The sequence below is a fragment of the Streptomyces sp. GLSS-08 genome (assembly GCF_056387915.1).
Window position 1 is genome coordinate 1 of record NZ_JBWJAQ010000003.1, and the last position, 23,257, is coordinate 23,257.

The 23,257-nt window shown below is 72.1% G+C and carries 23 protein-coding genes and 2 pseudogenes; 14 read left to right on the forward strand and 11 right to left on the reverse strand.

Features of this window, described 5'->3' with window-relative positions:
- Positions 1-123: 123 nt before the first annotated feature.
- A pseudogene (locus AC0ZLC_RS05540) lies at positions 124-887 on the reverse strand (TRAFAC clade GTPase domain-containing protein).
- Positions 888-992: 105 nt separating this feature from the next.
- Positions 993-1,403: a TRAFAC clade GTPase domain-containing protein gene (locus AC0ZLC_RS05545; RefSeq protein ID WP_476750753.1), complete on the reverse strand. Its 411-nt coding sequence runs from the start codon at positions 1,401-1,403 to the stop codon at positions 993-995.
- On the opposite strand from AC0ZLC_RS05545, the gene AC0ZLC_RS05550 reads away from it, so the two are divergent.
- Entirely contained in the window at positions 1,362-1,694 is a 333-nt protein-coding gene (locus AC0ZLC_RS05550) for a hypothetical protein (protein WP_476751212.1), read from the forward strand. The genes AC0ZLC_RS05545 and AC0ZLC_RS05550 overlap by 42 nt on opposite strands.
- A 514-nt stretch (positions 1,695-2,208) precedes the next feature.
- On the opposite strand, the gene AC0ZLC_RS05555 is transcribed toward AC0ZLC_RS05550, so the two are convergent.
- Entirely contained in the window at positions 2,209-3,084 is an 876-nt protein-coding gene (locus tag AC0ZLC_RS05555; protein WP_476750754.1) for an undecaprenyl-diphosphate phosphatase, read from the reverse strand.
- 257 nt (positions 3,085-3,341) lie between these two features.
- On the opposite strand from AC0ZLC_RS05555, the pseudogene AC0ZLC_RS05560 reads away from it, so the two are divergent.
- Positions 3,342-3,554 (forward strand): annotated as a pseudogene (locus AC0ZLC_RS05560) (DUF6807 family protein); the annotation flags it as partial.
- A 182-nt stretch (positions 3,555-3,736) separates the two neighbouring features.
- Here the strand turns inward: AC0ZLC_RS05560 and AC0ZLC_RS05565 are convergent.
- Positions 3,737-4,198 carry a winged helix-turn-helix transcriptional regulator gene (locus AC0ZLC_RS05565; protein ID WP_476750755.1) on the reverse strand — a complete coding sequence of 154 codons (462 nt, stop codon included), beginning with the start codon at positions 4,196-4,198 and terminating at the stop codon, positions 3,737-3,739.
- A gap of 144 nt (positions 4,199-4,342) precedes the next feature.
- Here AC0ZLC_RS05565 and AC0ZLC_RS05570 point away from each other — a divergent pair, with 144 nt between their 5' ends.
- The gene (locus AC0ZLC_RS05570; RefSeq protein ID WP_476750756.1) at positions 4,343-5,512 is read left to right on the forward strand and encodes a thiolase family protein; all 1,170 of its coding nucleotides are present in this window, start codon (positions 4,343-4,345) and stop codon (positions 5,510-5,512) included.
- Between the two features lie 337 nt (positions 5,513-5,849).
- Here AC0ZLC_RS05570 and AC0ZLC_RS05575 read toward each other — a convergent pair whose 3' ends face one another.
- Both AC0ZLC_RS05575 and helR read right to left on the reverse strand, forming a co-directional pair.
- Positions 5,850-6,686: a TVP38/TMEM64 family protein gene (locus AC0ZLC_RS05575; protein WP_476750757.1), complete on the reverse strand. Its 837-nt coding sequence runs from the start codon at positions 6,684-6,686 to the stop codon at positions 5,850-5,852.
- Between the two features lie 213 nt (positions 6,687-6,899).
- Positions 6,900-9,071 (reverse strand): RNA polymerase recycling motor ATPase HelR, encoded by a 2,172-nt coding sequence (gene helR / locus AC0ZLC_RS05580; protein WP_476750758.1) that lies wholly within the window; start codon positions 9,069-9,071, stop codon positions 6,900-6,902.
- Between the two features lie 932 nt (positions 9,072-10,003).
- Here helR and tuf point away from each other — a divergent pair.
- From tuf to AC0ZLC_RS05595, 3 genes are all read left to right on the forward strand, one after another.
- Positions 10,004-11,173 carry an elongation factor Tu gene (gene tuf / locus AC0ZLC_RS05585; RefSeq protein WP_476750759.1) on the forward strand — a complete coding sequence of 390 codons (1,170 nt, stop codon included), beginning with the start codon at positions 10,004-10,006 and terminating at the stop codon, positions 11,171-11,173.
- Positions 11,174-11,303: 130 nt separating this feature from the next.
- Positions 11,304-12,146: a patatin-like phospholipase family protein gene (locus AC0ZLC_RS05590; RefSeq protein ID WP_476750760.1), complete on the forward strand. Its 843-nt coding sequence runs from the start codon at positions 11,304-11,306 to the stop codon at positions 12,144-12,146.
- Positions 12,147-12,203: 57 nt separating this feature from the next.
- Entirely contained in the window at positions 12,204-13,049 is an 846-nt protein-coding gene (locus AC0ZLC_RS05595) for a spermidine synthase (RefSeq protein WP_476750761.1), read from the forward strand.
- 63 nt (positions 13,050-13,112) lie between these two features.
- Here AC0ZLC_RS05595 and AC0ZLC_RS05600 read toward each other — a convergent pair whose 3' ends face one another.
- Positions 13,113-14,135, reverse strand: a complete 1,023-nt coding sequence (locus tag AC0ZLC_RS05600; RefSeq protein ID WP_476750762.1) for a DUF8017 domain-containing protein — start codon at positions 14,133-14,135, stop codon at positions 13,113-13,115.
- A 152-nt stretch (positions 14,136-14,287) separates the two neighbouring features.
- Between AC0ZLC_RS05600 and AC0ZLC_RS05605 the strand changes: the two genes are divergently transcribed.
- Together AC0ZLC_RS05605 and AC0ZLC_RS05610 are read left to right on the forward strand one after the other, a co-directional pair.
- A complete protein-coding gene (locus tag AC0ZLC_RS05605; RefSeq protein WP_476751183.1) occupies positions 14,288-14,725 on the forward strand; it encodes a DUF4442 domain-containing protein in 438 nt (145 codons plus the stop codon).
- A gap of 411 nt (positions 14,726-15,136) precedes the next feature.
- On the forward strand, positions 15,137-15,823 hold the full coding sequence (locus AC0ZLC_RS05610) for a DedA family protein (protein ID WP_476750763.1): 687 nt from the start codon (positions 15,137-15,139) through the stop codon (positions 15,821-15,823).
- A 12-nt stretch (positions 15,824-15,835) separates the two neighbouring features.
- Here the strand turns inward: AC0ZLC_RS05610 and AC0ZLC_RS05615 are convergent, their stop codons facing one another.
- Entirely contained in the window at positions 15,836-16,369 is a 534-nt protein-coding gene (locus AC0ZLC_RS05615) for a gamma carbonic anhydrase family protein (protein WP_476750764.1), read from the reverse strand.
- 136 nt (positions 16,370-16,505) lie between these two features.
- On the opposite strand from AC0ZLC_RS05615, the gene AC0ZLC_RS05620 reads away from it, so the two are divergent.
- On the forward strand, positions 16,506-17,309 hold the full coding sequence (locus AC0ZLC_RS05620) for an acyltransferase (RefSeq protein WP_476750765.1): 804 nt from the start codon (positions 16,506-16,508) through the stop codon (positions 17,307-17,309).
- A 144-nt stretch (positions 17,310-17,453) separates the two neighbouring features.
- Here the strand turns inward: AC0ZLC_RS05620 and AC0ZLC_RS05625 are convergent, their stop codons facing one another.
- The gene (locus AC0ZLC_RS05625) at positions 17,454-18,320 is read right to left on the reverse strand and encodes an EamA family transporter (protein ID WP_476750766.1); all 867 of its coding nucleotides are present in this window, start codon (positions 18,318-18,320) and stop codon (positions 17,454-17,456) included.
- A 93-nt stretch (positions 18,321-18,413) separates the two neighbouring features.
- Between AC0ZLC_RS05625 and AC0ZLC_RS05630 the strand changes: the two genes are divergently transcribed.
- Positions 18,414-18,986 (forward strand): helix-turn-helix domain-containing protein, encoded by a 573-nt coding sequence (locus AC0ZLC_RS05630; RefSeq protein ID WP_476750767.1) that lies wholly within the window; start codon positions 18,414-18,416, stop codon positions 18,984-18,986.
- 349 nt (positions 18,987-19,335) lie between these two features.
- Here AC0ZLC_RS05630 and AC0ZLC_RS05635 read toward each other — a convergent pair whose 3' ends face one another.
- Entirely contained in the window at positions 19,336-19,896 is a 561-nt protein-coding gene (locus AC0ZLC_RS05635; protein WP_476750768.1) for an NAD(P)H-dependent oxidoreductase, read from the reverse strand.
- A gap of 156 nt (positions 19,897-20,052) precedes the next feature.
- Here AC0ZLC_RS05635 and AC0ZLC_RS05640 point away from each other — a divergent pair, with 156 nt between their 5' ends.
- Both AC0ZLC_RS05640 and AC0ZLC_RS05645 read left to right on the forward strand, forming a co-directional pair.
- Positions 20,053-20,703: a TetR/AcrR family transcriptional regulator gene (locus AC0ZLC_RS05640; RefSeq protein ID WP_476750769.1), complete on the forward strand. Its 651-nt coding sequence runs from the start codon at positions 20,053-20,055 to the stop codon at positions 20,701-20,703.
- Positions 20,704-20,763: 60 nt separating this feature from the next.
- The gene (locus AC0ZLC_RS05645; protein ID WP_476750770.1) at positions 20,764-21,315 is read left to right on the forward strand and encodes a DinB family protein; all 552 of its coding nucleotides are present in this window, start codon (positions 20,764-20,766) and stop codon (positions 21,313-21,315) included.
- A 44-nt stretch (positions 21,316-21,359) separates the two neighbouring features.
- Here the strand turns inward: AC0ZLC_RS05645 and AC0ZLC_RS05650 are convergent, their stop codons facing one another.
- Positions 21,360-21,767, reverse strand: coding sequence for a CoA-binding protein (locus AC0ZLC_RS05650; protein WP_476750771.1), 408 nt, complete (start codon positions 21,765-21,767; stop codon positions 21,360-21,362).
- A 189-nt stretch (positions 21,768-21,956) separates the two neighbouring features.
- Here AC0ZLC_RS05650 and AC0ZLC_RS05655 point away from each other — a divergent pair, with 189 nt between their 5' ends.
- Positions 21,957-22,658 (forward strand): hypothetical protein, encoded by a 702-nt coding sequence (locus AC0ZLC_RS05655; protein ID WP_476750772.1) that lies wholly within the window; start codon positions 21,957-21,959, stop codon positions 22,656-22,658.
- Positions 22,655-23,212 (forward strand): SixA phosphatase family protein, encoded by a 558-nt coding sequence (locus AC0ZLC_RS05660; RefSeq protein WP_476750773.1) that lies wholly within the window; start codon positions 22,655-22,657, stop codon positions 23,210-23,212. Before AC0ZLC_RS05655 ends, AC0ZLC_RS05660 begins: the two co-directional genes overlap by 4 nt.
- Positions 23,213-23,257 lie beyond the last annotated feature (45 nt).

Sequence of the window (23,257 nt, forward strand, 5' to 3'; positions counted from 1 at the left end):
GTCCAGGCCATCGCCGGCCTGCTCTCTCACCAGCAGACCGCAGACCTGCACTCGACAAGGCAGACGTGAGCACGGGTCCCACCGAGGTTCTCGACGTCTCACCGCTTGTCGTGCACGAGCTCGTTAGTCCGCCTCTTGTTGGCTCTGTTTGTCAAGGAGGAGGTGGATTGGCCAGGTGAGGTCGGGTGAGCACTCACCCGCTGGCGTCACGACGAACCCGAACTGCTCCGGGCCCCGGCTGGAGTAGTCGCTGTCAGATGTGTGCGGGGTGAGGGGGCGGCCCAGGGCTGACAGCCCCATGACAGTGGGTGCGGGCCACGTAGCACTGAGAAACGTCCAGAACATCGGCAGACGTACCTGGAGGGCCTCGGACGGAGTGCCTTCGAATCCGAGTTCATCCCAGCAAGTGAGGAGTACGGCCAGCTGTGGGCTTCCCGGTCGAACTCCTGGGGACGACATGCCCCTGACGTAAACGAGCATTTGCAGAAGCTCAATGAGGCGCGCTTGGTCCGAGATCTGGTGAGCCGGATTCTCGGGGGCTGCTTTACGCAAGTCGGAAAGGGGTCGTGAGAGCACGTCGTCGCCCAACTGCGTCTGTTGGAGGCGGATCATCAGCATCCAGCGGTCCGCCTGCTGGACACGCGTGCACCAGGCATCCGACGCGCGGCGAGTTCGATCATGGATTTGATCTGCTCGCCGCCGTACTCGGGCCAGATGAGTTGTCCGGATGTGCCGTCTTCCTGCGATACGGGCCACACGCTGTCCACGTAGATGGAGGTGGCCGTGTGATCGGTTGCTTTTCCTTCACTGAGGCTTTCTAGTGCCGCTTCGAACGGCTCAAGGTTTGTAGCCTGGCCGTTCATACGCAGTCGGCAGTCCTTCTTCATGAGCCGCCTGAGCAGTTGCGTTGCGCCCCATAATGCGTTTTACCTACACCACTCTCGCCGAGCAGAAGGATGGAATCGCGGAACCACTCATGCCGGGTTCACCCCTTACATGAAGAGCGGGTCGCCGCTGCCTGACGGGACTGACGGTAGGGCGGCGTGCCGCCGTCGTGAGGTGAGTGCCCAGTCGAGGAATGGAGTCAGAACGTCATCTGCCTGTCGTTCGCCGGCAACGCCCGGGGTGACACTGACCGAGAATTCCTCAGCCTCGGGCATCGGGCCGAATACCGATTGGCGGACGGACTCCTCCATTGCGGGAGCGATAGAGACATCTGATTTGGTCCACACCAACGCAACGGGACGTGATTGTCGCTCGTCGGCCACACGGGCGGCGAGTAGCTGCAGGGCGCTACGGGCGGATCCCATGCTTGCGCCCGACAGAGCTTCGCGGTCGCCGACGAGAAGAAAAACGTCCGCGTGTTCGCCGATCCAGCGGGCTCCTACAGCGCCGTCGTGCACAGCCCGTACCCGGTGCCGACCCTGGCGAGCGTCCCGGCGGTCCTGCTCGTGATCAGTCTCCTGGCCCGAAATCCGGAACTGCCCGACGTCCCGACCGAGTACGTGCAGTTCCTCATCCTGGTTCCCTTGGCCGCGGTGGCGTCCGGGATGCGCATCTGGCGGCTGTTCGCGGGCGATCCGGGCCCGCTCCTGCTCGGCGGCGCGGCGCAGTTCCTCCGCCCTCCGTCCCTCCAACTCGGCCATCCGTGCATGGCGTTCGTCGGCGCGGCGTCACCCACAACGTCAGCATGATGGTCATCCATGCCGGCGCCGCCCGCGGGGTCCTGGATGCGGCGTTGTGCAGCCCGCGAGGCACTGCTCGCGGCTCACTATTGGAGCTGGAGGCCGCGACGGTGACCGGCCCGAGGGGCGGTCTGCATGAACGCCTTGAACGGCCCGTACGGCAACGTGTAGTGACGGCACTGAGGCACGCCTTTCACCGGCTCACCCTCACGGCCGCCGCGCTGGACGCCCTCACCGGCGATGCCTGGGACACGGTGGACGAACGGCTGCATTGCTCGTTGAGAGGGTCGCGGCTAGGCCGGACATGATCGTCAGCTGACCCGCACCCTCTGCACTGAAGGGCCCGCACGGATGTGCGGGCCCTTCAGTGTCATCCCCTACGTTGCGGACGCACACGTCCTAGTGGGGTGTATCCCGCCTCCCCGGTGGGAGATGAGTGGGAGACAAGTGGGAGATGATCATGGCGTAGTGCTGCAATCAGGCGCTAGGAAATGCTAGACAGCGCTACCTGTGCGGCCCTGGTTCAGCCGCCGGATTCAGCCGCATGAGGACTCAGCGCACCCATACTGACCAGCACAATAATCACGATGCCCAGCACGATCCGGTACCAGACGAACGGCATGAAGCTCTTGGTGGTGATGAACTTCATGAACCAGGCGATCACGGCGTAGCCCACCACGAAGGCGATGACCGTGGCGAAGATCGTCGGGCCCCAGGAGACGTGACCGCCCTCGCTGGCGTCCTTCAGCTCGAACGCGCCGGAGGCGAGCACGGCCGGGACGGCGAGCAGGAAGGAGTAACGGGCCGCTGCCTCGCGTGTGTAGCCCATGAGCAGGCCGCCGCTGATGGTGGCGCCGGACCGGCTGACGCCCGGGACCAGGGCCATCGCCTGGCAGACACCGTAGACGAGCCCGTCCTTGACGCTCAGCTCCTGGAGCGACTTGCGCTGCTTCGCGGCGCGGTGCTTGCCGCCCGTCTCGTCACGCGCCGCCAGCCGGTCGGCGACGCCGAGGACGATGCCCATGACGATCAGCATCGTCGCGGTCAGCCGGAGGTCGCGGAACGGCCCCTCGATCTGGTCCTTGAACGTCACGCCCAGCACGCCGATCGGGATCGAACCGACGATCACCAGCCAGCCCATCTTGGCGTCCTGGTCGTGCCGCATCGCCTTGTCCGTGAGCGAGCGGAACCACGCCGAGATGATCCGCGCGATGTCCTTGCGGAAGTAGATCAGCACCGCCGCTTCCGTGCCGATCTGGGTGATCGCCGTGAAGGCCGCTCCCGGGTCGTGCCAGCCCGCGAACGCCGCGGTGAGCCGCAGGTGCGCGCTGGACGAGATGGGGAGGAATTCGGTCAGCCCCTGGACGAGTCCGAGGACGAGGGATTCAAACCAAGACATGGAATTTCGTGGTCCAAGTGCTGATCGTGGAAGGGGTGATGGGACGGCTGCCGTGCGCACCGGCCGTCGGGGCGCGGTGATCACGGGTGTCGAGGGCAGCGTAGCGCCCCGCACCGACGGTCCGACCACAGGGGCGTCGCAGAGACGTTCGAAATGCCGACGTCCGCGGTGGCGGCTCACCGGTGGCGGAGGTGTTGACCCCGCCGCCGCGCCGCGGCTACGTTGCGGCAAGGGGGAAAGCGCTTGCTCTCCTGGTCGCCCCGGGTCGCGCGACCATGAACGATCACCTTGGGGAGAGGGGCGGCCATCCCGCCCACCGGTTCGTGCGCAACGACCCGTTCGCCGCCGTCGCCCCGTCCCTGGCCTTCCACCACGAGCTGGAGCCGGCCCCGGGGGACACCCTCACCCGCCGCTACCGGCTCGTCGTCGCCGACGGTGCCTGGGTGCGGGCGGAGGTCGTCGTGTACCTCGGGAGGTCGTCGCGTACCTCGTGGAGCACCCGTGGTGAGTGCCTCCCGGCGCTCCCGGCGCTCCCGGCGCTCCCGGGGCTCCCGGGGCTCCCGGGCGGGGAGCGTCGTCTCGCAGCTGTCCGTCCACGACTGGTCCGGTGCCGCCGGCGACGGTGCGTGCGGCGCGGTCCCGCCCTTGAGGTCTACGCCGCCACGGGCCCCGTCACCGTCCAGCCCGGGTCCTGCGGGTGGGCCGTCAGGTCGTCGTGCCGGACCTCGTCACCGCATGCGTGGCAGACGACGCGTGGGACCAGTGCGTGACCGCAGGAGTGCTCCAGCACCATGGGGCGGAAGCCGTCCTGCTGGAGGTGGCGATCGCCCCACGCCATCAGCGTGAGCAGCACCGGCTCCAGTTCCCGGCCCGCGGCGGTGGGCCGGTACTCGTAGCGCCTGGGGCGCTCGCTGTACTCGACCTTCTCCAGCACGCCCGCCTCGACGAGTCGCTTCAGGCGGGTGGTCAGGACGTCGCGCGGGGCGCCGGTGTTGCGGACCAGCTGGTCGAAGCGGGTGGCGCCCAGGGACACCTCGCGCAGCACCAGCAGGGAGTACTTCTCGCCGACGAGGGCGAGCGTGGCGGCGATCGAGCATGGGCGGGAGTCCTTCATGCGGCCAGTCTACGGGGTGGGTTGGATGTTCCAACCCACTGAGCTACTCTTGGGTCACTTAGCGGGTTTGGAATTCCAACTCACCCGTTCCGGGTGTGTGGTCCCGCCCGTCCGCCCGCCGGTTCCTCAGTGGAGAGGCACACCATGCGCGACGCCGTGATCGTCGAAGCCGTACGTACCCCCGTGGGCAAGGGCAAGCCGAACGGCTCCCTCGCCCATGTCCACCCCGTGGAACTCCTCGCGCACACGCTGCGCACCCTGGTCGAGCGCTCCGGAGTCGACCCCGCGCTGATCGACGACGTCATCGGCGGCACCGTCGACCAGGTCGGCGAGCAGGCCATGAACACCACTCGGTACGCCGTGCTGTCGGCCGGCTTCCCCGAGACGGTGCCCGCGACCACCGTGGACCGTCAGTGCGGCTCCTCGCAGCAGGCCGTGCACTTCGCGGCGCAGGGCGTGCAGTCCGGCGCCTACGACCTGGTCGTCGCCTGCGGCGTCGAGTCCATGAGCCGCGTACCGATGTGGTCGAACGTGCCGGCGGGCAAGGACCCCTTCGGGCCCGGCGTCGCCGAACGCTATCCGGAGGGTCTCGTGCCGCAGGGCATCAGTGCCGAGCTGATCGCCGCGAAGTGGGGGATCTCCCGCGAGCAGATGGACGCGTTCGCGGTCAGCTCGCACCGGAAGGCGGCAGCGGCCTGGGAGGAGGGCCTGTTCGACGCGGAGGTCGCACCACTGGACGGGGTGGGGCGCGACGAGTGCGTACGGCCCGCCAGCACCCCCGAGACGCTCGCCGGCCTCAAGCCCGCGTACTACGACCCCGGCTTCGGCGAGCGCTTCCCGCAGATCGAGTGGAACGTCACCGCGGGCAACGCGAGCCCGGTCAACGACGGCGCGTCGGCCGTGCTGATCACGTCGAGCGAGACGGCGGCCCGGCTCGGCCTGCGCCCGATCGCGCGGCTGCACAGCTTCGCGGTGACCGGCTCCGACCCGCTGCTGATGCTGACCGGTGTCGTCCCGGCCACCGAGAAGGTGCTCCGCAGGGCCGGGCTCGCCCTCCACGACATCGACCTCTTCGAGGTCAACGAGGCGTTCTCGAGCGTCGTCCTCGCCTGGCAGCAGGAGACGGGCGCCGACCTGAACAGGGTCAACGTGCACGGGGGTGCCATCGCCATCGGTCATCCGCTGGGCGCGAGCGGCACCCGGCTGACGACCACTCTCGTCCACGCGATGCGGGCGCGGGGCGCCCGTTACGCGCTGCAGACGATGTGCGAGGCGGGCGGGCTCGCCAACGCGATGGTGCTGGAGGCCGTGTGACCCCTGCCGGGCCGGTGAGCCGCCTCTGCGCGACTCACCGGCCCGGCAGGCGGGCCGTGGGACCGGCTCACCGGTGAATCACCGGCTGGGCGGGCTCAGTTCCGCCAGGTGGCGGGGCCGCGTCGCCTCTCGCCAGGTGGTCCCCACCTCTCGACAGGTGGTTGGGCGGGCTCAGTGATCCGCCAGGGAGTGGACTGGCTCTGCGGGCCCGCCAAGGATTGGACTGGCTCTGCAGCGGGCGCGCCAAGGATTGGACCGGCTCTGCGGGCCGGCCGGGGTGGGTCGGTGGCGTCGCTCAACGGTCAGTGGGCGGCGCGCAGGTGTTGGTGCTCGCAGGTCAGTGGGCGGCGCGCAAGTGGTGGCGCTTGCGCCAGGCCACCACGGTGCCGACCAGCGCCGGCAACGCGATGAAGCCCATGGCGATCAGAAAGGCGGGCGACGTCGGTGACGAGGCGCGGGCCCCGGCGACGACGTAGGCCGCCGTGTTGGGGACGGAACCCAGCGCCGTCGCCAGCAGGAACGGCAGCCAGCCCATCCGGGACACCGCCGCACAGTAGTTGGCGGCCCAGAACGGCACCCCGGGAAACAGCCGGGCCACCATCATCGAGCGGAAGCCGTGCCGGCTGAGCTGGCCGTCCGCCGCCTTCAGCCAGCGGCCCCGCAGCAACGGGCGCAGGGCGTCCTGCCCCAGGAACCGGCCGAGGCCGAAGGCGAGGCCCGCGCCGAGCACGGTGCCGCCCAGGGCGGCCCCCACCCCCAGCTGGGAGCCGAACAGGGCCCCCGCCGCGAGGTTGAGCAGCGGCCGCGGCACGAACGCGACCGTGCACAGGCCGTACGCCACCGCGAACACCAGCGCCGCCGCGGCACCGCCGAGTTGTGGCGGCCAGCCGTCCGCGAGCAGCCGCTGCGGCTGGAAGAGCAGCACGCCCGCCGCGGCTGCCGCGAGCAGCGTCAGCAGCAGCGACAGCCGCGACCACGGGGAGCGCAGGACTCTCGTGCAGCGGGCGGCGACTCCTCCTGGCGCGGTGGGGCCGAACGGGTCGGCGGGCCCGAGGTGCGCGGCGACGGCGAGCTGTCCGGCGCCGACGACATCCGTGGCGGAGACGAGCTCCTTGGCGGTGGCCGGGGGAGTGGCCGTGGCGGTGCCCCCAGAACGGGTGGTGGCATCGAGCATCCGGTGACACTAACCGACCCGTGTGTGTGATCGCCGTATGGTTCGTCTCACGGGCGTCACGGATTCCCCGGCATCGGGTGCGCCGGGCGGTACGCCGGACAGGGGCCGTACGCACCCGCCACGCCGGACCGGCGCACCGTCAGATGCGGTGCCGGTGACGGCGGTCCGGGCGGGCCGGCCCGCCCGGACGGGGCGGTGTGCGACCGGCCCGGGTCAGGAACTCGTGAGGACGACGAGTTGCCGGGTCGCCCGGGTCATCGCGACATAGCGGTCGACGGCACCCTCGATGCCCGTGCCGAAGTCCTGCGGGTCGATGAGGACGACGAGGTCGAACTCGAGCCCCTTCGACAGCTCAGGAGTCAGGGACCGGACGCGGGGCCTCGCAGGGAACGCGGGATCACCGATGACGCACGCGGTTCCCTCGGCGTGCGCGGCGAGCCAGGTCTCCAGGACCGGGTCCAGGTCGGAGACGCACCCGTGGACCACGGGGACGCCGCTGCTGCGGATGGAGGCCGGCACGTTGGCGTCCGGAAGCGCGGCCCGGATCACCGGTTCGGCCTGCGCCATCACCTCCTCCGGCGTCCGGTAGTTGATGCTCAGGGAGGCCAGGCGGATCCGGTCGAGCCCGATCCGCTCCAGCCGTTCCTGCCACGACTCCATGAACCCGTGCCGGGCCTGGGCGCGGTCCCCGACGATCGTGAAGCTCCGGGACGGACACCTGAGCAGCAGCATCTGCCATTCCGCGTCGGTCAGTTCCTGCGCCTCGTCCACCACGATGTGCGCGAACGGGCCGGCGAGCAGGTCCGGGTCGGCGGTGGGCAGCTCGGACTCGTCGACCAGGCTGACCCGGGCGTCCTCGCCGCGCAGCATCTTCACCAGGCCCTCGCCGTCGTCTCCGTCGGCGCCGGAGTCGGCGGCGGCGTCGATCAGGTTGTCGACGACCTGTGCCATGCGCTCGCGCTGGGCGGCCAGGACGGTCTCGTGCCGGCGCTTTCGTCGGGCCGCCTCCGGGTCGCCGAGGCGCTGCCGTGCCGCGTCCAGGAGCGGCAGGTCGGACACCGTCCAGGCCTGGGCGTCCGCACGCCGTAGCTTCCGGACGTCGTCACGGCTGAGCCAGGGAGCGCACATCCGCAGGTAGGCGGGCACCGTCCACAGGTCTCCCACGAGGTCGGCCGCGTCGAGCAGCGGCCACGCCCGGTCGAAGGCGGTGCGCAACTCCCGGTCCTGTCGCAGCGACGAGCGGATCACACCCGCCGGCACGCCGGCGTCGTCGTGCTTGTCCACCAGGACCGTGAGCAGTTCCTCCCAGACCTGGTCGCGTGCCTCGTTGTGCGCCGAACCGGGTTCCGCCGCCTCGAACGCCACGGCCCAGTCGTCCGGGCCGAGCCGGACGTCGGACCAGTGGGTCGTGACCGTCATCCCCTTCGCGGGCGGCTCCTCGTAGAACCTGACGGCCGTCTCGATCGCCCGCACCATGTCCGCGGACGACTTCAGGAGCGCCACCTCCGGGTCGGCCTCGGCCTTCGCCGCGTCGCCCTCGGCGACGAGGTCCCGCAGGACGCACGTCTGCACGCCCTCCTCTCCGAGGCTCGGCAGGACGTCGGAGACGTAGGCGAGGTAGGGGCGGTGCGGGCCGACGAACAGCACACCGCCCCGACGGTGACCGAGACGCGGGTCCGAGTACAGGAGATAGGCCGAGCGGTGCAGGGCGACGACGGTCTTGCCCGTGCCCGGACCGCCGTCGACGACGAGGGCGCCGCGGGATCCCGCGCGGATGACGGCGTCCTGGTCCGCCTGGATGGTGCCGAGCACGTCACGCATCCGGGCGGACCTGTTGCCGCCCAGGCTGGCGATGAACGCGGACTGGTCGTCGAGCGCGGCGTGCCCGTCGAAGCCGTCCGACGTGAACACCTCGTCCCAGTAGTCGCCGATCCGGCCATGGGTCCAGCGGTACCTGCGACGGCTCGCCAGTCCCATCGGGCCGGCGTGGGTGGCGCCGAAGAACGGCTCGGCCGCGGGGGAGCGCCAGTCGAGCAGCAACCGGCGGCCCGAGCTGTCCGTGAGGCCGAGCCGTCCGATGTACACGGGCTCGCGGTCGTCCGCGCCGACCATGTGTCCGAGGCAGAGATCGAGGCCGGAGCGGCGCAGGGTCCGCAGGCGGGCGGTCAGGCGGTGGATCTCCGCGTCCCGGTCCATCGCCTGCCGGCCGGTGCCGCCGGGGGCCCTGCGTTCGGCGTCGAGACGCTCGGACAGTTCGGTGATGGTCTGTTCGAGGCTCTCCGCGAGGGCCGCGAAGTGCCGCTCGTCTCCGGCGATCAGGTGCGGGTCGGCCTTGTGGGAAAGGTGGTCGGGAAGGTCGAACACGGCGGTGGTCAGCGGATTCACGTCATCGGCTCCGATCTGGAGTGGCTCGCGACCGTCGTGCGTGGCACGGGGGTCGGGCGGCGGGACGAACGGGGCGGCCACGTCGGGCCACGCTCCGCGGTGGGCGAGGCCCGACGTCGCGGGTCGAGGTCGCGACCGTCGCGGGTCGAGGTCGCGAAGGGTGCGGGTCGTGGCGCACCGGGTCCCGCGTCGACGGTCCCCGGTGACCTCGTCCGCGTGCGCCTGGGGCTCGTGCCACGAGGTCCCCGGAGGTGTCCCGACCGGGGACGGCCGGCTCACCCCGGCGGCCCGCGCCGCTCACGCGGACGCGCCCGGTCCGTCCCGGCCCCCGGCCGTGTCGAGACGTCCGCGCGCGATCCGTACGTCGGCGACGACACACGCATTCAGTGACTCTCGTTTCCGCAGATCCCGACCTCGGCCGGTCATTTTGCGGCATCCCGGGGGCCTTGCCGCAAGGCCCCCGGTGCGCTATACGTTGAGAGTGGAAAGGAGCGGCTACCCCTCCTTTCCTTTTTCGTTTCGGGTCCGCTTTTCTTCCGGGTCCGCCGCGGTGCCTCCGGTTCACCGCGGCCGGCCGGACGGTTACCCCGCGCAGCGCCCCGTCCGGCGCGAGGCCTCCGCTCTGACGCCCCGTCGGCACCACGCGTCCGCGGCACCGAAAACCATTCGACGCGGGCGGACATGTCGGCGAGGATCGCCTCATGTTCCGGTACGCCTTCCTCCTCGCAGCATCCGCGGCAGCGGATGCCCCGAAGGCTGCCGTCCCGATCATCGTGGCCGCTGTCGACGGCGCCCGAAGCTGACCCTTCCCGGATCGTCCGGCGGACCCCGCAGGGGGAGGGTCGGCAAGTCCTCGGGGTCCCCGTCCCGGCCCGTACGCGCCGGGGCCATCGCTCAGTTCCGCTGACACGAAGAGGCTTCGAGGTACAGCCATGCCCAAGACGGCTTACGTGCGCACCAAACCGCACCTGAACATCGGCACCATGGGGCACGTCGACCACGGCAAGACCACCCTGACCGCCGCCATCACCAAGGTCCTCGCCGAGCGCGGCTCCGGCACGTTCGTCCCGTTCGAGCGGATCGACCGGGCGCCGGAGGAGGCCGCGCGCGGCATCACCATCAACATCGCGCACGTCGAGTACGAGACCGACACCCGGCACTACGCGCACGTGGACATGCCGGGCCACGCCGACTACGTCAAGAACATGGTCACCGGCGCGGCCCAGCTCGACGGGGCGATCCTCGTCGTGTCCGCGCTCGACGGGATCATGCCGCAGACCGCCGAACACGTGCTGCTCGCCAGGCAGGTGGGCGTCGACCACATCGTCGTCGCTCTGAACAAGGCCGACGCCGGGGACGAGGAGCTCACCGACCTCGTCGAGCTGGAGGTCCGCGAACTGCTCTCCGCGCACGGCTACGGGGGCGACGCCGTACCCGTCGTGCGGGTCTCCGGGCTCAAGGCCCTGGAGGGCGACCCGCGTTGGACCGCGGCGATCGACGCGCTGCTCGACGCCGTGGACACGTACGTGCCCATGCCGGAGCGGTATCTGGACGCGCCGTTCCTGCTGCCCGTCGAGAACGTGCTCACCATCACCGGACGCGGCACGGTCGTGACGGGTGCGGTGGAGCGCGGCACGATCCGGGTCGGCGACCGGGTCGAGGTGCTCGGCGCGGCCGTGGACACGGTGGTCACCGGGTTGGAGACCTTCGGCAGGCCGATGGACGAGGCGCAGGCCGGGGACAACGTGGCGCTGCTGCTGCGCGGGGTGCCTCGCGACGCCGTGCGCCGCGGACACGTCGTCGCCGCGCCCGGCAGTGTCGTACCCCGGCGCAGTTTCGTGGCGCAGGTGTACGTCCTGTCGGCGCGCGAGGGCGGCCGTACGACCCCGGTCTCCACCGGTTACCGGCCGCAGTTCTACATCCGCACGGCGGACGTCGTCGGCGACGTCGACCTCGGCGAGGCGGCGGTGGCGCGGCCCGGTGACACCGTCACGATGACGGTGGAGCTCGGCCGGGAGGTCCCGCTGGAGCCCGGTCTCGGCTTCGCGATCCGCGAGGGCGGCCGGACGGTCGGCGCGGGGACCGTGACGTCGGTCGGCTGAGCACCGGGCCCGCGCGGCGGGTGCCCGCCCCGGAAGGGGGCGGGCACCCGCTCGGGCACGCACCGGCGTGCGGCGGCGCCCTGCGGGACACTGATGCCGTCGGGTGTCGGCAGCGAGAGGGTGGAAAGCCGTGGCAGGCAAGGCACTTGTGCTCGGTGGCGGAGGCCACGCCGGGGTCGGCTGGCTGACGGGAATCCTGTACGGGCTCGGCGAGGCCGGTGTCGACCTCGGCGACGCCGATGTGGTGATCGGCACGTCCGCCGGTTCGTCCGTCGGTGCCCAGCTCACTTCCGGCAGGCTGACGCTGAAAGAGCTCTACGAGCGTCAACTCGTCCCGCCCACCGGTGAGAGGGCCGGGCGATTGGGCGCGGTGCTGATCCTCCGGTTCGTCTGGGCCGCGCTGACCTCACGTACGCCGGAGGCGTACGGCCGGAAGATCGGCAGGACGGCACTCACCGCGAAGACCCCCTCCGAGGCGGCGCGCCGCGCGGCCTTCGAGAGCCGGCTCGTCTCACCCGACTGGCCCGAGCGCGCCCTGCTGATGCCCGCCGTCGACACGGCCACCGGCGAACTCCGGGTCTTCGGCAAGGACAGCGGTGTCCCGCTCGTCGACGCGATGGCAGCGAGCTGCGCCGTCCCGGGCGTCTGGGCGCCGGTCACCCTCGACGGCCGCCGGTGGACGGACGGCGGTATCCACTCCGCCGCCAACGCCCACCTGGCCGCCGGGTACGAGCGCGTGGTCGTCCTCGCTCCCGTCGCCCTCGGCGGTGGTCCTCTGGTGCCGGCCGCCGAGCAGGGACGCAGGCTGGCCGCGGCCGGTGCCCGGGTGGCGGTGGTCACGCCCGACCGGGCGGCGAAGCGGTCCTTCGGCCGCAACCCCCTGGACCCCACCGCGCGGGCGGGTGCGGCGCGCGCCGGGCGGGACCAGGCGCGCACCCACGCGGCGGAGGTCGCCGAGGTGTGGCTCGCCTGAGACGGACCGGCCCGGTACGGGACCCGCCCCGGTTCGTACCGACGGCACAATGGAGCCGTGGACGAGCCGATACCCGTGACGCGGGACGTGGATCACGGGACCGCCAAGCTGATGCCGGACGTCGACCGGGAGCGGGCCTGGCTGCTGACCGTCGACGGGGCGCCGCAGTCGTACGTCGACCTTGACGCCCCGACGCATCTGGAGTTCGAGTACGCACGGCGGCTCGGGCACGTGCTGGACACGGTGGCGGAACCGGGCCGGGCGCTGGACGTGCTGCACCTGGGCGGGGGCGCGCTCACCCTGCCCCGTTATGTCGCCGCGACCCGTCCCGGATCACGTCAGGACGTCGTGGAGGCCGACCGCGCGCTGCTTGCCCTCGTCGTCGAGCACCTGCCGCTGTCCGAGGCCGCCGGGATCGACCTGCACGGCGCGGACGCCCGTGCCTGGCTCGAGGCCGCGGCGCCGGCGTCGGCGGACGTCGTCATCGCGGACGTCTTCGGCGGCTCGCGGGTGCCGGCGCATCTGACCTCCGTGGCGTACGCACGCGCCGCCGGCCGGGTACTGCGTCCCGACGGCGTCTACCTGGCCAACCTCGCCGACGCTGCGCCCTTCGCCTTCCTCCGGTCGCAACTGGCCACCTTCGCGACGGTGTTCGCGGAGCTGGCGCTCATCGCCGAACCGGGCGTCCTGCGCGGACGCCGGTTCGGCAACGCGGTGCTGGTGGCGTCCCACCGTCCCCTCGACACCGGCGCCCTCGCCCGCCGTACCGCCGCGGACGCCTTCCCCGCGCGCGTGGAACACGGCGCCGCGCTCCGGGAGTTCACCAAGGACGCCGAACCCGTGCACGACGAGAACGCGGTCCCCTCGCCGGAACCGCCGGGCGGCTCCTTCGGCATCGGCTGAACACGCGGGCCGCCAGGACCGGGGGCGCCCCGGCCGTCACCGCCCGCGTCGAGGAACCCGGGCTCAGGACTCGGGATCGCCGTGCAGCCGCACTGTGCCGGCGATCTTCTGCACCAGCTCGTCCGGCACCTCGTCACGGACGCCCTTGACCCCGTAGAAGGTGAAGGACGCGAAGTCGCCCGCCGAGTTCTTGAAGGCGAACGTGGTCGCCTTGCCCTCGGTGTCGCACTTGTCGTCCTTCTTGACCCCGCGCGTGTAGCTCGTCGCGATGCTGCCCTTGAGGCCCGACTTCGAGGTGAAGTCCTTGGCCTTGCCGATCACGATCTTCTTCTCGTCGGCCTTGGTCTGGTCCGTGTACCCGGCCCAGGCCCAGGTCGCCGAGTCACTGCGGGCGGCGCCGGCCGTGCTCTTCGCGCCGCTCTGGCCCTTGGTGCCGGCCGCGGCGAGCTCGGTCTCGTCCTTGGTGCCGTCCTTGTCCTCGTCGAACGTGCACCAGTTCTCCTTGAGGAAGGCGGGTGCCGACATGCCGACGACCGCGGAACCGTCGTCCTTCTGCGCGTCCTCGAAGCCGATGAAGGTGCCCGGCGTGCGGACCGCCCACTCCGCCGGTACGTCGAAGGCCGTGCCCCACTTGGGGTTGATGACGACCTTCCAGCCGGGGACCGTCGGCTTCTCGTCGTCGGTGCCCCGCGGGTTGTCGGCGGACGCGGACTCGCTCGGCTTCTTGGAGGCGGTGGCGGACGGCTCGGCGGTCTTGCCGTCGGCCTCGTCGTCCTTGTCACCGCCGAGGACCAAAATGCCGGTGACGGCGGCGGTGACGACCACGGCGGTGGCCGCCACGATCGCGACGATCTTCGTGCTCTTCCCGCCGCCGCCCGGCGGTTGGGGAGCGCCCGCCGGAGTGGCCGCGCCCCACTGTCCCGACCCCGGCTGCTGCTGGTACGGGTTGGGCTGCGGGTACCCCGGCTGCTGAGGTCCGGGCTGCTGATACGGATTCGGCTGCTGGTACCCCGACTGCTGGTACGGGTTCGGGTTCTGGTCCTGCGGGTTCTGCTCGCCCCCGGGCGGCTGCTGTCCTGGCCACATGGGCAGTAACCCTAGTGCCGTCCATGACACGTTTGGGTCACCGGCCCTCGTCAGACCTGTACCGGATCGGGCGCCGGCCGGCGGGGATCATCCCGGGGTCCTGGTCAAAATTAGCTACCCGTGGGTAACATCCTGGTATGAGCGCAGACCAGATGTCGATCGGCGAGATGCTCGCCGCCACCGTGCCGATGGCCAGGACCCTGAACCTCGAGTTCCTGGAGACCACGCCGGAGAAGGCAGTGGTCGCCCTGCCCGATCAGAGCGAATTCCACAACCACGTCGGCGGCCCGCACGCCGGAGCGATGTTCACGCTCGGCGAGTCCGCAAGCGGGGCCATCGTCCTGGCCGCGTTCGGGGAACAGCTCTCGCGTGCCGTGCCGCTCGCCGTCAGCGCCGACATCGCGTACAAGAAGCTCGCGATGGGCCCCGTGAAGGCCACCGCGACGCTGGGCCGCCCCGCCGCGGACGTCGTCGCGGAACTCGACGCCGGGCAGCGTCCGGAGTTTCCCGTGGCCATCGCCATCCAGCGGGCGGACGGTGCCGTCACCGGCGAGATGACCGTCGTATGGACGCTCCGCCCGAACGGCTGACGTCCATCGGGCCGGTCCGGGCGGATGCTGTCGGCCGCCCGGACCGGCCCGTCGGCGACCGGCCACCCGAACCGGCGCGTCGCCCGCGCACGGCCCGTCACGTGTTCGGCTCGGCCACGCTGATGTCCCCGAGCGCGGACGACGGGTCGCGCTCCATCGCCAGGTCCGCAAGGGCGACGATCCCCACCGCGGCTCGACGGGATGCCGGCCCGAAGCGGGCCGGTCCACCCTCCGTCCGCGGGAGCGCAGACCCTCCGTCCACGGGAGCACCGTCGCGACCCGTGGGACTCCGCCTCCGGAGGCTGAGCGGGTAGGCTGCCCGGCGTGCGTCCAGGGGGAGAGCGCACGCCGGGTGATCACACACACAGGTGCGCACCCGCGCCTTGCACAGCGATACGGGAGGAACCGGCGTTGCACGTCCAGGAATGGCTCGAGACGGTGCCCGCGGTCAGCATCTACGCGCTGGTGGGCCTGGTCATCGGACTGGAGAGCCTGGGCATCCCGCTGCCCGGCGAGATCATCCTGGTCTCCGCGGCGCTGCTCTCCTCCCAGCACGCCGGCATCAACCCGGTGATCCTCGGGGTCTGCGCGAGCGTGGGCGCCGTCGTCGGCGACTCGATCGGCTACGCCATCGGCCGCAAGGGCGGACGCCCACTGCTTGCCTGGCTCGGCGCGAAGTTCCCCAGGCACTTCGACGAACGGCACATCGCCACCGCCGAGCGGTCCTTCGAGAAGTGGGGCATGTGGGCGGTCTTCTTCGGCCGCTTCGTCGCCCTGCTCCGCATCTTCGCGGGTCCGCTCGCCGGAGTGCTGCGGATGCCCTACTGGAAGTTCCTCATCGCCAACGTCTTCGGCGGGATCCTCTGGGCGGGCGGCACGACCGCGGTCATCTACTACGTCGGTGTGGTCGCCGAGTCCTGGCTCAAGCGCTTCTCCTGGCTCGGTCTCGTGGTGGCGCTGCTCATCGGGGCCGTCTCGCTGCTGATCGTCCGGCGCAAGACGAAGCAGTCGGCGGCCCACGCCGAGGCGGCGGGGACCCCGGGGGCCGGGACCGGCGCGGTCGAGCCGGAGCCCGTCCCGGCCCCCGCCACCGACTGACCGCGCCGCTCGTCACCGCCCCTCGTGCGCGGCGCGGTGCGCCTTGGCCAGCTCGACGTACAGCGTGCCGTTCAGCGAGATGCCCTCACGTTCCTCGGCGGTCAGCTCCCGCCTGACCTTGGCGGGCACGCCCGCGACGAGGGAGCCCGGCGGCACGCGCATGCCCTGCGGCACCAGTGCCTGCGCCGCCACCAGCGATCCCGCGCCGATGACCGCCCCGTTGAGCACCGTCGCGCCCATCCCGATCAGGCAGTCGTCCTCGACGGTGGCACCGTGGATGACGGCGTTGTGCCCTACCGAGACCCGTTCGCCGACGGTGATCGGGAAGCCCGGGTCGACGTGCAGGGTGCAGTTGTCCTGGATGTTGCTGTCGGCGCCGATGACGACGGGCCCGCAGTCGGCGCGCAGTACCGCGCCGTACCAGACGCTCGCGCCCGGGTGCAGGGTCACCTCGCCGAGCACCACGGAGGTCGGGGCCGTGAACGCCTCCTGATCCACCCGAGGCTCCTTGCCGCCCACTGCCGCGATCAGCGCCCGGTGCGTCATGGCACTCTCCTTGTCCGTCGATGGCTCTCGTCACCGGCACCGTAGGCGACGGGCGCCGGGCAGGAGCGGGCGGGTGGGGCGAAGATCACAGGTGCCCGGCCGGGTGGCCGCTCGGCACGCTGAGTACGGTGAGCGGGTGCCCAGGAGCAGGAACACGTTCTCATCATGGCGGCGCGGCCTCGCGCAGCGCGCCGTCCACGCGGGCTGGGCCTGGGTGCAGCGCACCGGCGCGGTCACGGCCGCGCACCCGGGGCGGTTCCGGTTCGGCGCGATGGGCACCGGCACCCGGCTGGCCTTCCCGCTCGGCACCGTCTTCGGTGAGCCCTGGATCCGGCTCGGCTCGCACTGCATCATTGCCGAGCAGGTCACGCTGACCGCCGGTCTGATGCCCGACCTCGACCTCGGCCCGGACCCGATCCTGCGCATCGGGGACGGTGTCGTCCTCGGCCGCGGCAGCCACGTCATCGCCGACACGACGGTCACGATCGGCAGCGACTGCTACTTCGGGCCGTACGTGTACGTGACGTCCACGAACCACTCGTACGACGATCCCCACGAGCCCATCGGCAAGCAGTGGCCGCGGATGGACCCGGTGTCGATCGGGCCCGGCTGCTGGATCGGGACGGGTGCCGTGATCCTGCCGGGGGCGCGGATCGGGCGCAATGTCGTGGTCGCCGCGGGAGCGGTGGTGCGCGGGACCGTTCCCGACCACGCTGTCGTGGCCGGGGCCCCGGCGAAGGTCGTACGCCGCTGGGACGCGCGGAGCGGCTGGCAGCCGCCGCTGCGCACTCCGGCGCCCGTGCCGATCCCCGACGGCGTGACCCCGCAGCAGCTGCGCGCGCTGTCGGATCTCGACGCGGAGGAGATCGCCCGCCTCACGGAACCGGACTGCCTGGACGCCGGGGGCGCGGTGGCGGAGGACGCGCGCGCGGAGTCCTGACCGGGACCCCGAGCGGTGCTGAACGCGGGTGACGTGTGTCGGGGTCGTCCCGGAGGCCCGGAGGCCTGAAGGCCCGGAGGCCTGAAGGCCCGAAGGTTCAAAGGCCCGGTGCGCGGCCGTCGGTCCGTCCGTGACCCGGGGTGTTCAGCCGGTGGCCAGCAGCAGCGTGCCGACCAGGGCCAGACCCGCACCGGCGGCCTGGATGCCGCGGAGCCGCTCGCTGAGGATGCCGCGGGCGGCCAGGGCCGTGATCACCGGGTAGAGCGAGGCGAGCACCGCGGCCACGGTGACCGGACCGTGCTGGGCCGCGATCGAGTACGTCCCGTTGGCCGCGACGTCGGCGAGGCCGACGAAGGCGAGGGCCGGCAGCGAGTGCCGGACGACGGTCCGTCCGCCGCCCTCCGGCAGGGCCCCGGCGCCCCGCCGCACGGAGACCAGGAGTGCGGCGCCGCCCGCCACGACATTGGTGACGCGCTGCACGAACAGGGCGAGGAAGAGGCCGGTGAGCGTCGAGGAGGCCTCGGCGATCAGCGACATCACCGCACCGAACCCGAACGCGGCGAGCAGCGTGAGCAGCACCGCCTGACGCTGCACGGGGGCGCCCCTGAGCTGCGGGCCGCCGGCGAGCACGACCCCGGCGACGGCCACCGCGATGCCCGCGAACTGCAGGACACCGGGGCGCTCGCCCAGCACCAGGCCGACGGCGACCGGGACGGCCACGCCGAGGGAGCCGAGCGGGGAGACGACGCCCATCGGGCCGAGCGCCAGCGCCTTGTAGAAGGCGAGCATCGCGACCGGTCCGACCAGGCCCGCGGCCACGGCGAACCACAGCTGCGGCCCCGCCTCGTGCCGGCCGCCCGTCGCGACCACGAGCGCCCCGAGGACGACCGCCGCGATCACCTGAGAGGCGACGACCACAGTCAGTGCCGGCATGCGCCGGGTCAGCAGCCCGCCGCCGAAGTCGGCCAGGCCCCACAGGACGCTGGTGGCCAGCGCGAAGAGTGCTGTCATGGGGCGCCTCGCAGTACAGTGCAGTGAACGATTCGGTGCACCACACCGTAGTTCAACTCAATGGACCCTGTCATCCAGAATATTGGACGGAATGTGTCGGACCTCGACCTGCTGAACCAGTCCCTGGCCCGCAACGTCAAGCGCTGGCGCACCGAGCGGGGCTTCACCCTGGAGACGCTCGCGGCGCGGGCGGGAGTCAGTCGCGGCATGCTCATCCAGATCGAGCAGGCCAGGACCAACCCCAGCATCGGCACGGTCGTCAAGATCGGTGACGCGCTCGGGGTCAGCATCACGACGCTCCTCGACTACGAGCAGGGTCCCAAGGTCCGCATCGTCCCGGCCGAGCAGGCGGTCCGGCTGTGGCACACCGACACCGGCAGCTACAACCGGCTGCTCGCGGGCACGGAGGCGCCCGGCCCGCTGGAGATGTGGGACTGGCGGCTGATGCCGGGCGAGGGCAGCGACTCCGACCCGCACCCCGGCGGCACGGTCGAACTCATCCACGTCACGGCCGGGGAACTGACGCTCACGCTCGACGGGGTCCCGCATCGCGTCCCCACCGGGGCGAGCGTGTCCTTCGAGGCCAACGTCCCCCACACGTACGGCAATTCCGGTGCCGAGCCACTGGAGATGATCATGGCGGTGTCGGTGCCGCCCGTGCACTGAGACGCCGGGCGGGGCGCGCCCTGGGTGCCGCCGGGGCCTGATGTCCCCCGCATGTCCCGCGCGGGTGAGGGCCGACCGGGCGCGCGGTGCGTGAATGGCCGGCCCGGTGAGGCGGCCGGACGCGCGGTGCGTCGGTGGCCGGCCCGGGGGGCGGCCGGTGCGGCCCCCGCTGGACGTGACGCCCGTGAGGGGTACGGCTCGGTTGCCGTACCCCTCACGGGTTGAAGTGCTCTGCGTCCGGCGGGGTTCGGGTGGCGTACCCCTCACGGGGCGCGTCCTGTCCCTGGCGGTGTCCGCGTGCCGGGTGCCCTGAAAAAATCCGGGGCCGGCTGCCGCCGTGGCGCCGGTGTCAGGCGGCGGTGGGGGCGGCCTGCGAGGTCAGCTGGCGGAGGACCTCGGTCAGGCCGGTGACGACCTCGGCGTCGTCCGCCGGGTGCGTCTCGGCGAAGCGGGTCACGGAGCCGGGGATGGACAGCTTGGCGTCCTCCAGGACTGCGCCGCCGGCAATGCCCGCGGCCTTGCGGGCCTCGTCCTGTGCCCACACGCCGCCGAACTGGCCGTACGCGGTGCCGACCACGGCGACCGGCTTGCCGCCCAGCGCACCCGCACCGTAGGGGCGGGACAGCCAGTCGATCGCGTTCTTCAGCACGGCCGGCATGGTGCCGTTGTACTCCGGCGAGAACAGCAGGAAGCCGTCGGCCTGCCCGGCGGCGGCGCGCAGCCGGGCGGCGGAGTCCGGCACGCCGCCCTCGGTGTCGATGTCCTCGTTGTAGAAGGGCACCTCCGCGAGCCCTTCGAACAGCTCGATCTCGACGCCCTCGGGGGCGTGCTTGACGGCTGCCTCGGCGAGCTGGCGGTTGTGCGAACCGGCGCGAAGGCTGCCGACGAGCGCGAGGATGCGTACGGACATGACGGAACTCCTCAGAGAGCGGTTCAAGGCGGGGTGCGGCAGTGGAGGGCACGGATGCTCCATCGCCCGCCGCTAAGCGGACCGAGGTCCGTTCAACTTTCTATCACCTATCCGGACCGGGGTCCACTTCTTTCCGTGAGCGCTACGCTGGGACGCATGACCTCGCCCCCGCCGCCCTCAGCCGCGCACGAAGCCAAGGCCGGACGGTCGGAGCTCACTCTCACCCCGGTCGACGAGCCGCCCCAGCTGCGCGCCGACGCCGCCCGCAACCGCTCGCGGCTGCTGGAGGTCGCCGCCCGGCTGGCGGCCGAACGCGGAGCGGCCAATCTGACGATGGAGGCGGTCGCCCTGGCCGCCGGGGTCGGCAAGGGAACCGTCTTCCGGAGGTTCGGAGACCGCACCGGCCTGCTCATGGCGCTCCTGGACCACTGCGAGCAGCAGCTCCAGGCCGCCTTCCTCACCGGCCCACCGCCGCTGGGTCCCGACGCGCCCGCCGTGGAGCGGCTGCGGTCCTTCGGGGGCGCGGTCATCCACCACGAACACCGCCACCGCGACCTCTACCTGGCCGCGCACGCGGAGGCCGGGCGCCGCCACACCTCTCCCGCGTACCGCCTCCGCCTTACCCACGTCACCCTGCTGCTGCGTCAGACCCTGACGGGCGGCGACACCGAACTGACCGCCCACACCCTGCTTGCCTACCTCGATCCGACCCTCGTCCACCACCTGGTCACCCAGCGGGGTATGTCCCTGGACCGCCTGGAAGCGGGCTGGTACGACCTCGTGGACCGCTGCACGGCCCAGGGATGACGCAGAGCCACGGGGAACCCGCCCGCCCGGGGCACGGCGGCGGGCGTCGATGATGGGCGCATGACGATTCCCACCAGAAGAGGCGACATGTTCGTCGACGCCGCCCGGGACCCCCGCCACGCCGGTCCCGCTACCGGTGACGAGCGGCGCCTGCTCGTCGACTTCCTCGCCGCGCAGCGCGCGACGCTGGCGCTCAAGTGCACCGGACTGGACGACGAGTTGTGCCGGCGGTCCGTGCCGCCCTCCACGCTCTCGCTGCTCGGACTCGTGCGGCATCTCGCCGACGTCGAGCGGCGCTGGTTCCGGTCGGTCCTGGCCGGACAGGACGCGCCGCCCCGCTTCTCCTCGGAGGCCGACCCCGACGGCGACTTCGGCGGTGCGGTGCCGGGCTCCGCCGTGGCCGCGGCCGCCTGGGAGGCCTGGCACGCCGAAGTGGCCTTCGCCGAGGCCTTCGTGACGGACGCGCCCCACCTCGACGTCGAGGGTCACGACTCCTGGCGCGGCACGGTGTCCCTGCGGTGGGTCCTCATCCACATGATCGAGGAGTACGCCCGCCACAACGGCCACGCCGACCTGCTCCGCGAGCGGATCGACGGCGCCATCGGGCTGTGAGGGCGGCGGCCCCGCCGCCTCGCCGCCCGCCACGGACCGCACCGTCAGCCCAGGTTGCCGATCTCGATCGCCGGGCAGCGGTCCATGACCATGTCCCGCCCCGCGGCACGGGTGCGCCCGTACGCCGCTTCGTCGACGACGCCGAGCTGGAACCACACGGCGTCGGCGCCGATCGCCACCGCCTCGTCGGCGACGGGCCCGGCCAGGTCGCTGTTGACGAAGACGTCCACCACGTCGACCTCGAACGGGATCGCGGACAGGGACGGATAGCCCTTCTCGCCGTGGACCGTCTCGGCCCTGGGGTGGACGGGGACGACGCGCTTGCCGTACCGCTGGAGCACGGACGCGACGCCGTACGCCGCGCGCTGCCGGTTCGACGACAGGCCCACGATCGCCCAGGTGTCGCCGAGCTCCGTGAGTATCTTGCGGATCGTTGCCGGATCGCCGTGCACGGTCGGTCTCCTCGGGGTCCCGTTGTCCAACGCTCAGCCGGGCAACGGCCGACGGCACGCGAACATTCCCGCCCTCCCCGTACGCCGTCGTCGCCGGGACCCGCGCCCGGTGGCCTCCGGCGCGCGCGGCCTGTCCGGAAAGGCGCCCGCCTCCCTGCGCCCGCGCCGCCGCCCGCCTACGCTCACCCCGTGCTGCGAATCACCGATGCCCGAACCGGCGAGTCCACGGACGCCGTCGCCGCCCCCCGGGGCCTGACCCGCGTCCAGGCGCATGCGACGCGGGCCGACACCTCGTCCCTGCGCGTCCTGCTCGTGGCCGATGTGCTGGCCAGGGCCCTGGAGATCGGGGGGACCCCCGTCGTCACCGTCGCGGATCCGCCCGCCGAACTGCGCGCCCGCGCCCTCGAACTCGGCATCCGGCCGGCCGAGGCACCCACCGCACCGGGCGGCCAGACCGTCCACGTCCTCCAGACGCACGCCACCCCCGCGGACGGCCGGCGCGGCACGACGGACGGCATCCACGTCGAGGTCGCCCCGGCCCGCGGCACCGCCGGGCCGGGGGTGCTGCGCCTGGCCCTCCTCGCCCGCCCGCGCCGGGAGCAGGTCGACCTCGACGACGACACGGCGGCCCGCGCGGGGGAACTGCTGACCAGGTGGCGCGGAGCGGTCGCCAGGTGGGCCACCCGCCCGTCCAGACCCGTCCCCGAGGACGTGAAGCGGCAGCTGCGGACGGCCTGGGAGGACGACCTCGACGTGCCCGCCGTGCTGGAGGTACTGCACCGCGTGGAGCGCGCGGAGGACCTGCCGGACGGCGCCCGCTTCGAGACGTACGCCTACGCGGACCGGCTCCTCGGCCTCGAACTCACCCGGGACATCGGAACCTTGGGATGAACGCGCGCACCGGCACGAGGCCGCTGCGCCGGCTCGTCGTGCTGCGGCACGCCAAGTCCGCCTGGCCCGAGGGCGTGCCCGACCACGAGCGGCCGCTCGGCCCGCGGGGGCGCCGCGACGCCCCGGCCGCCGGACGAGCGCTCGCCGCGGCCAACTGCCTCCCCGATCTCGTGCTGTGCTCCACGACCGTACGCGCCCGGCAGACCTGGGACCTGGTCGCCGCGCAGTGCGGCACCCCGCCCTCCGTACGGCACGACCCACGGCTGTACGGGGCCGGCTGGGCGGACCTGCTGGCGGCCGTGCGTGAAGTCCCCGACCCGGTCAGGACGCTGCTGCTGATCGGGCACAACCCGGCGCTCGCGGAACTGGTGCTCACCCTCGCCGGGGACGGGCTCGACGACACGGTGGACGAGGTACGGGAGAAGTTCCCGACCTCGGCCGTCGCGGTCCTCGCGTGGCACGGAGGCGGCTGGCGGGACCTCGCCCCGGGCACGGCACTGCTCACGGACCTGACCGTGCCGCGAGGCGGGCCCGGGGACGAGAAGGGACACTGACCCGGGCGGCTCCCGGGCCCTGCCGTGATCCGGGACCCGGCGGTG

What these genes read in the sequence shown, in the direction of transcription:
- AC0ZLC_RS05645 (WP_476750770.1), top strand. Translation starts at nt 20,764, where the DNA reads ATGACGATTCCCACCAGAAGAGGCGACATGTTCGTCGACGCCGCCCGG.
- AC0ZLC_RS05625 (WP_476750766.1), bottom strand. Translation starts at nt 18,320, where the DNA reads ATGACAGCACTCTTCGCGCTGGCCACCAGCGTCCTGTGGGGCCTGGCC.
- AC0ZLC_RS05615 (WP_476750764.1), bottom strand. Translation starts at nt 16,369, where the DNA reads ATGACGCACCGGGCGCTGATCGCGGCAGTGGGCGGCAAGGAGCCTCGG.
- tuf (WP_476750759.1), top strand. Translation starts at nt 10,004, where the DNA reads ATGCCCAAGACGGCTTACGTGCGCACCAAACCGCACCTGAACATCGGC.
- AC0ZLC_RS05640 (WP_476750769.1), top strand. Translation starts at nt 20,053, where the DNA reads ATGACCTCGCCCCCGCCGCCCTCAGCCGCGCACGAAGCCAAGGCCGGA.
- AC0ZLC_RS05660 (WP_476750773.1), top strand. Translation starts at nt 22,655, where the DNA reads ATGAACGCGCGCACCGGCACGAGGCCGCTGCGCCGGCTCGTCGTGCTG.
- AC0ZLC_RS05555 (WP_476750754.1), bottom strand. Translation starts at nt 3,084, where the DNA reads ATGTCTTGGTTTGAATCCCTCGTCCTCGGACTCGTCCAGGGGCTGACC.
- AC0ZLC_RS05600 (WP_476750762.1), bottom strand. Translation starts at nt 14,135, where the DNA reads ATGTGGCCAGGACAGCAGCCGCCCGGGGGCGAGCAGAACCCGCAGGAC.
- AC0ZLC_RS05565 (WP_476750755.1), bottom strand. Translation starts at nt 4,198, where the DNA reads ATGAAGGACTCCCGCCCATGCTCGATCGCCGCCACGCTCGCCCTCGTC.
- AC0ZLC_RS05570 (WP_476750756.1), top strand. Translation starts at nt 4,343, where the DNA reads ATGCGCGACGCCGTGATCGTCGAAGCCGTACGTACCCCCGTGGGCAAG.
- AC0ZLC_RS05605 (WP_476751183.1), top strand. Translation starts at nt 14,288, where the DNA reads ATGTCGATCGGCGAGATGCTCGCCGCCACCGTGCCGATGGCCAGGACC.
- AC0ZLC_RS05635 (WP_476750768.1), bottom strand. Translation starts at nt 19,896, where the DNA reads ATGTCCGTACGCATCCTCGCGCTCGTCGGCAGCCTTCGCGCCGGTTCG.
- AC0ZLC_RS05575 (WP_476750757.1), bottom strand. Translation starts at nt 6,686, where the DNA reads ATGCTCGATGCCACCACCCGTTCTGGGGGCACCGCCACGGCCACTCCC.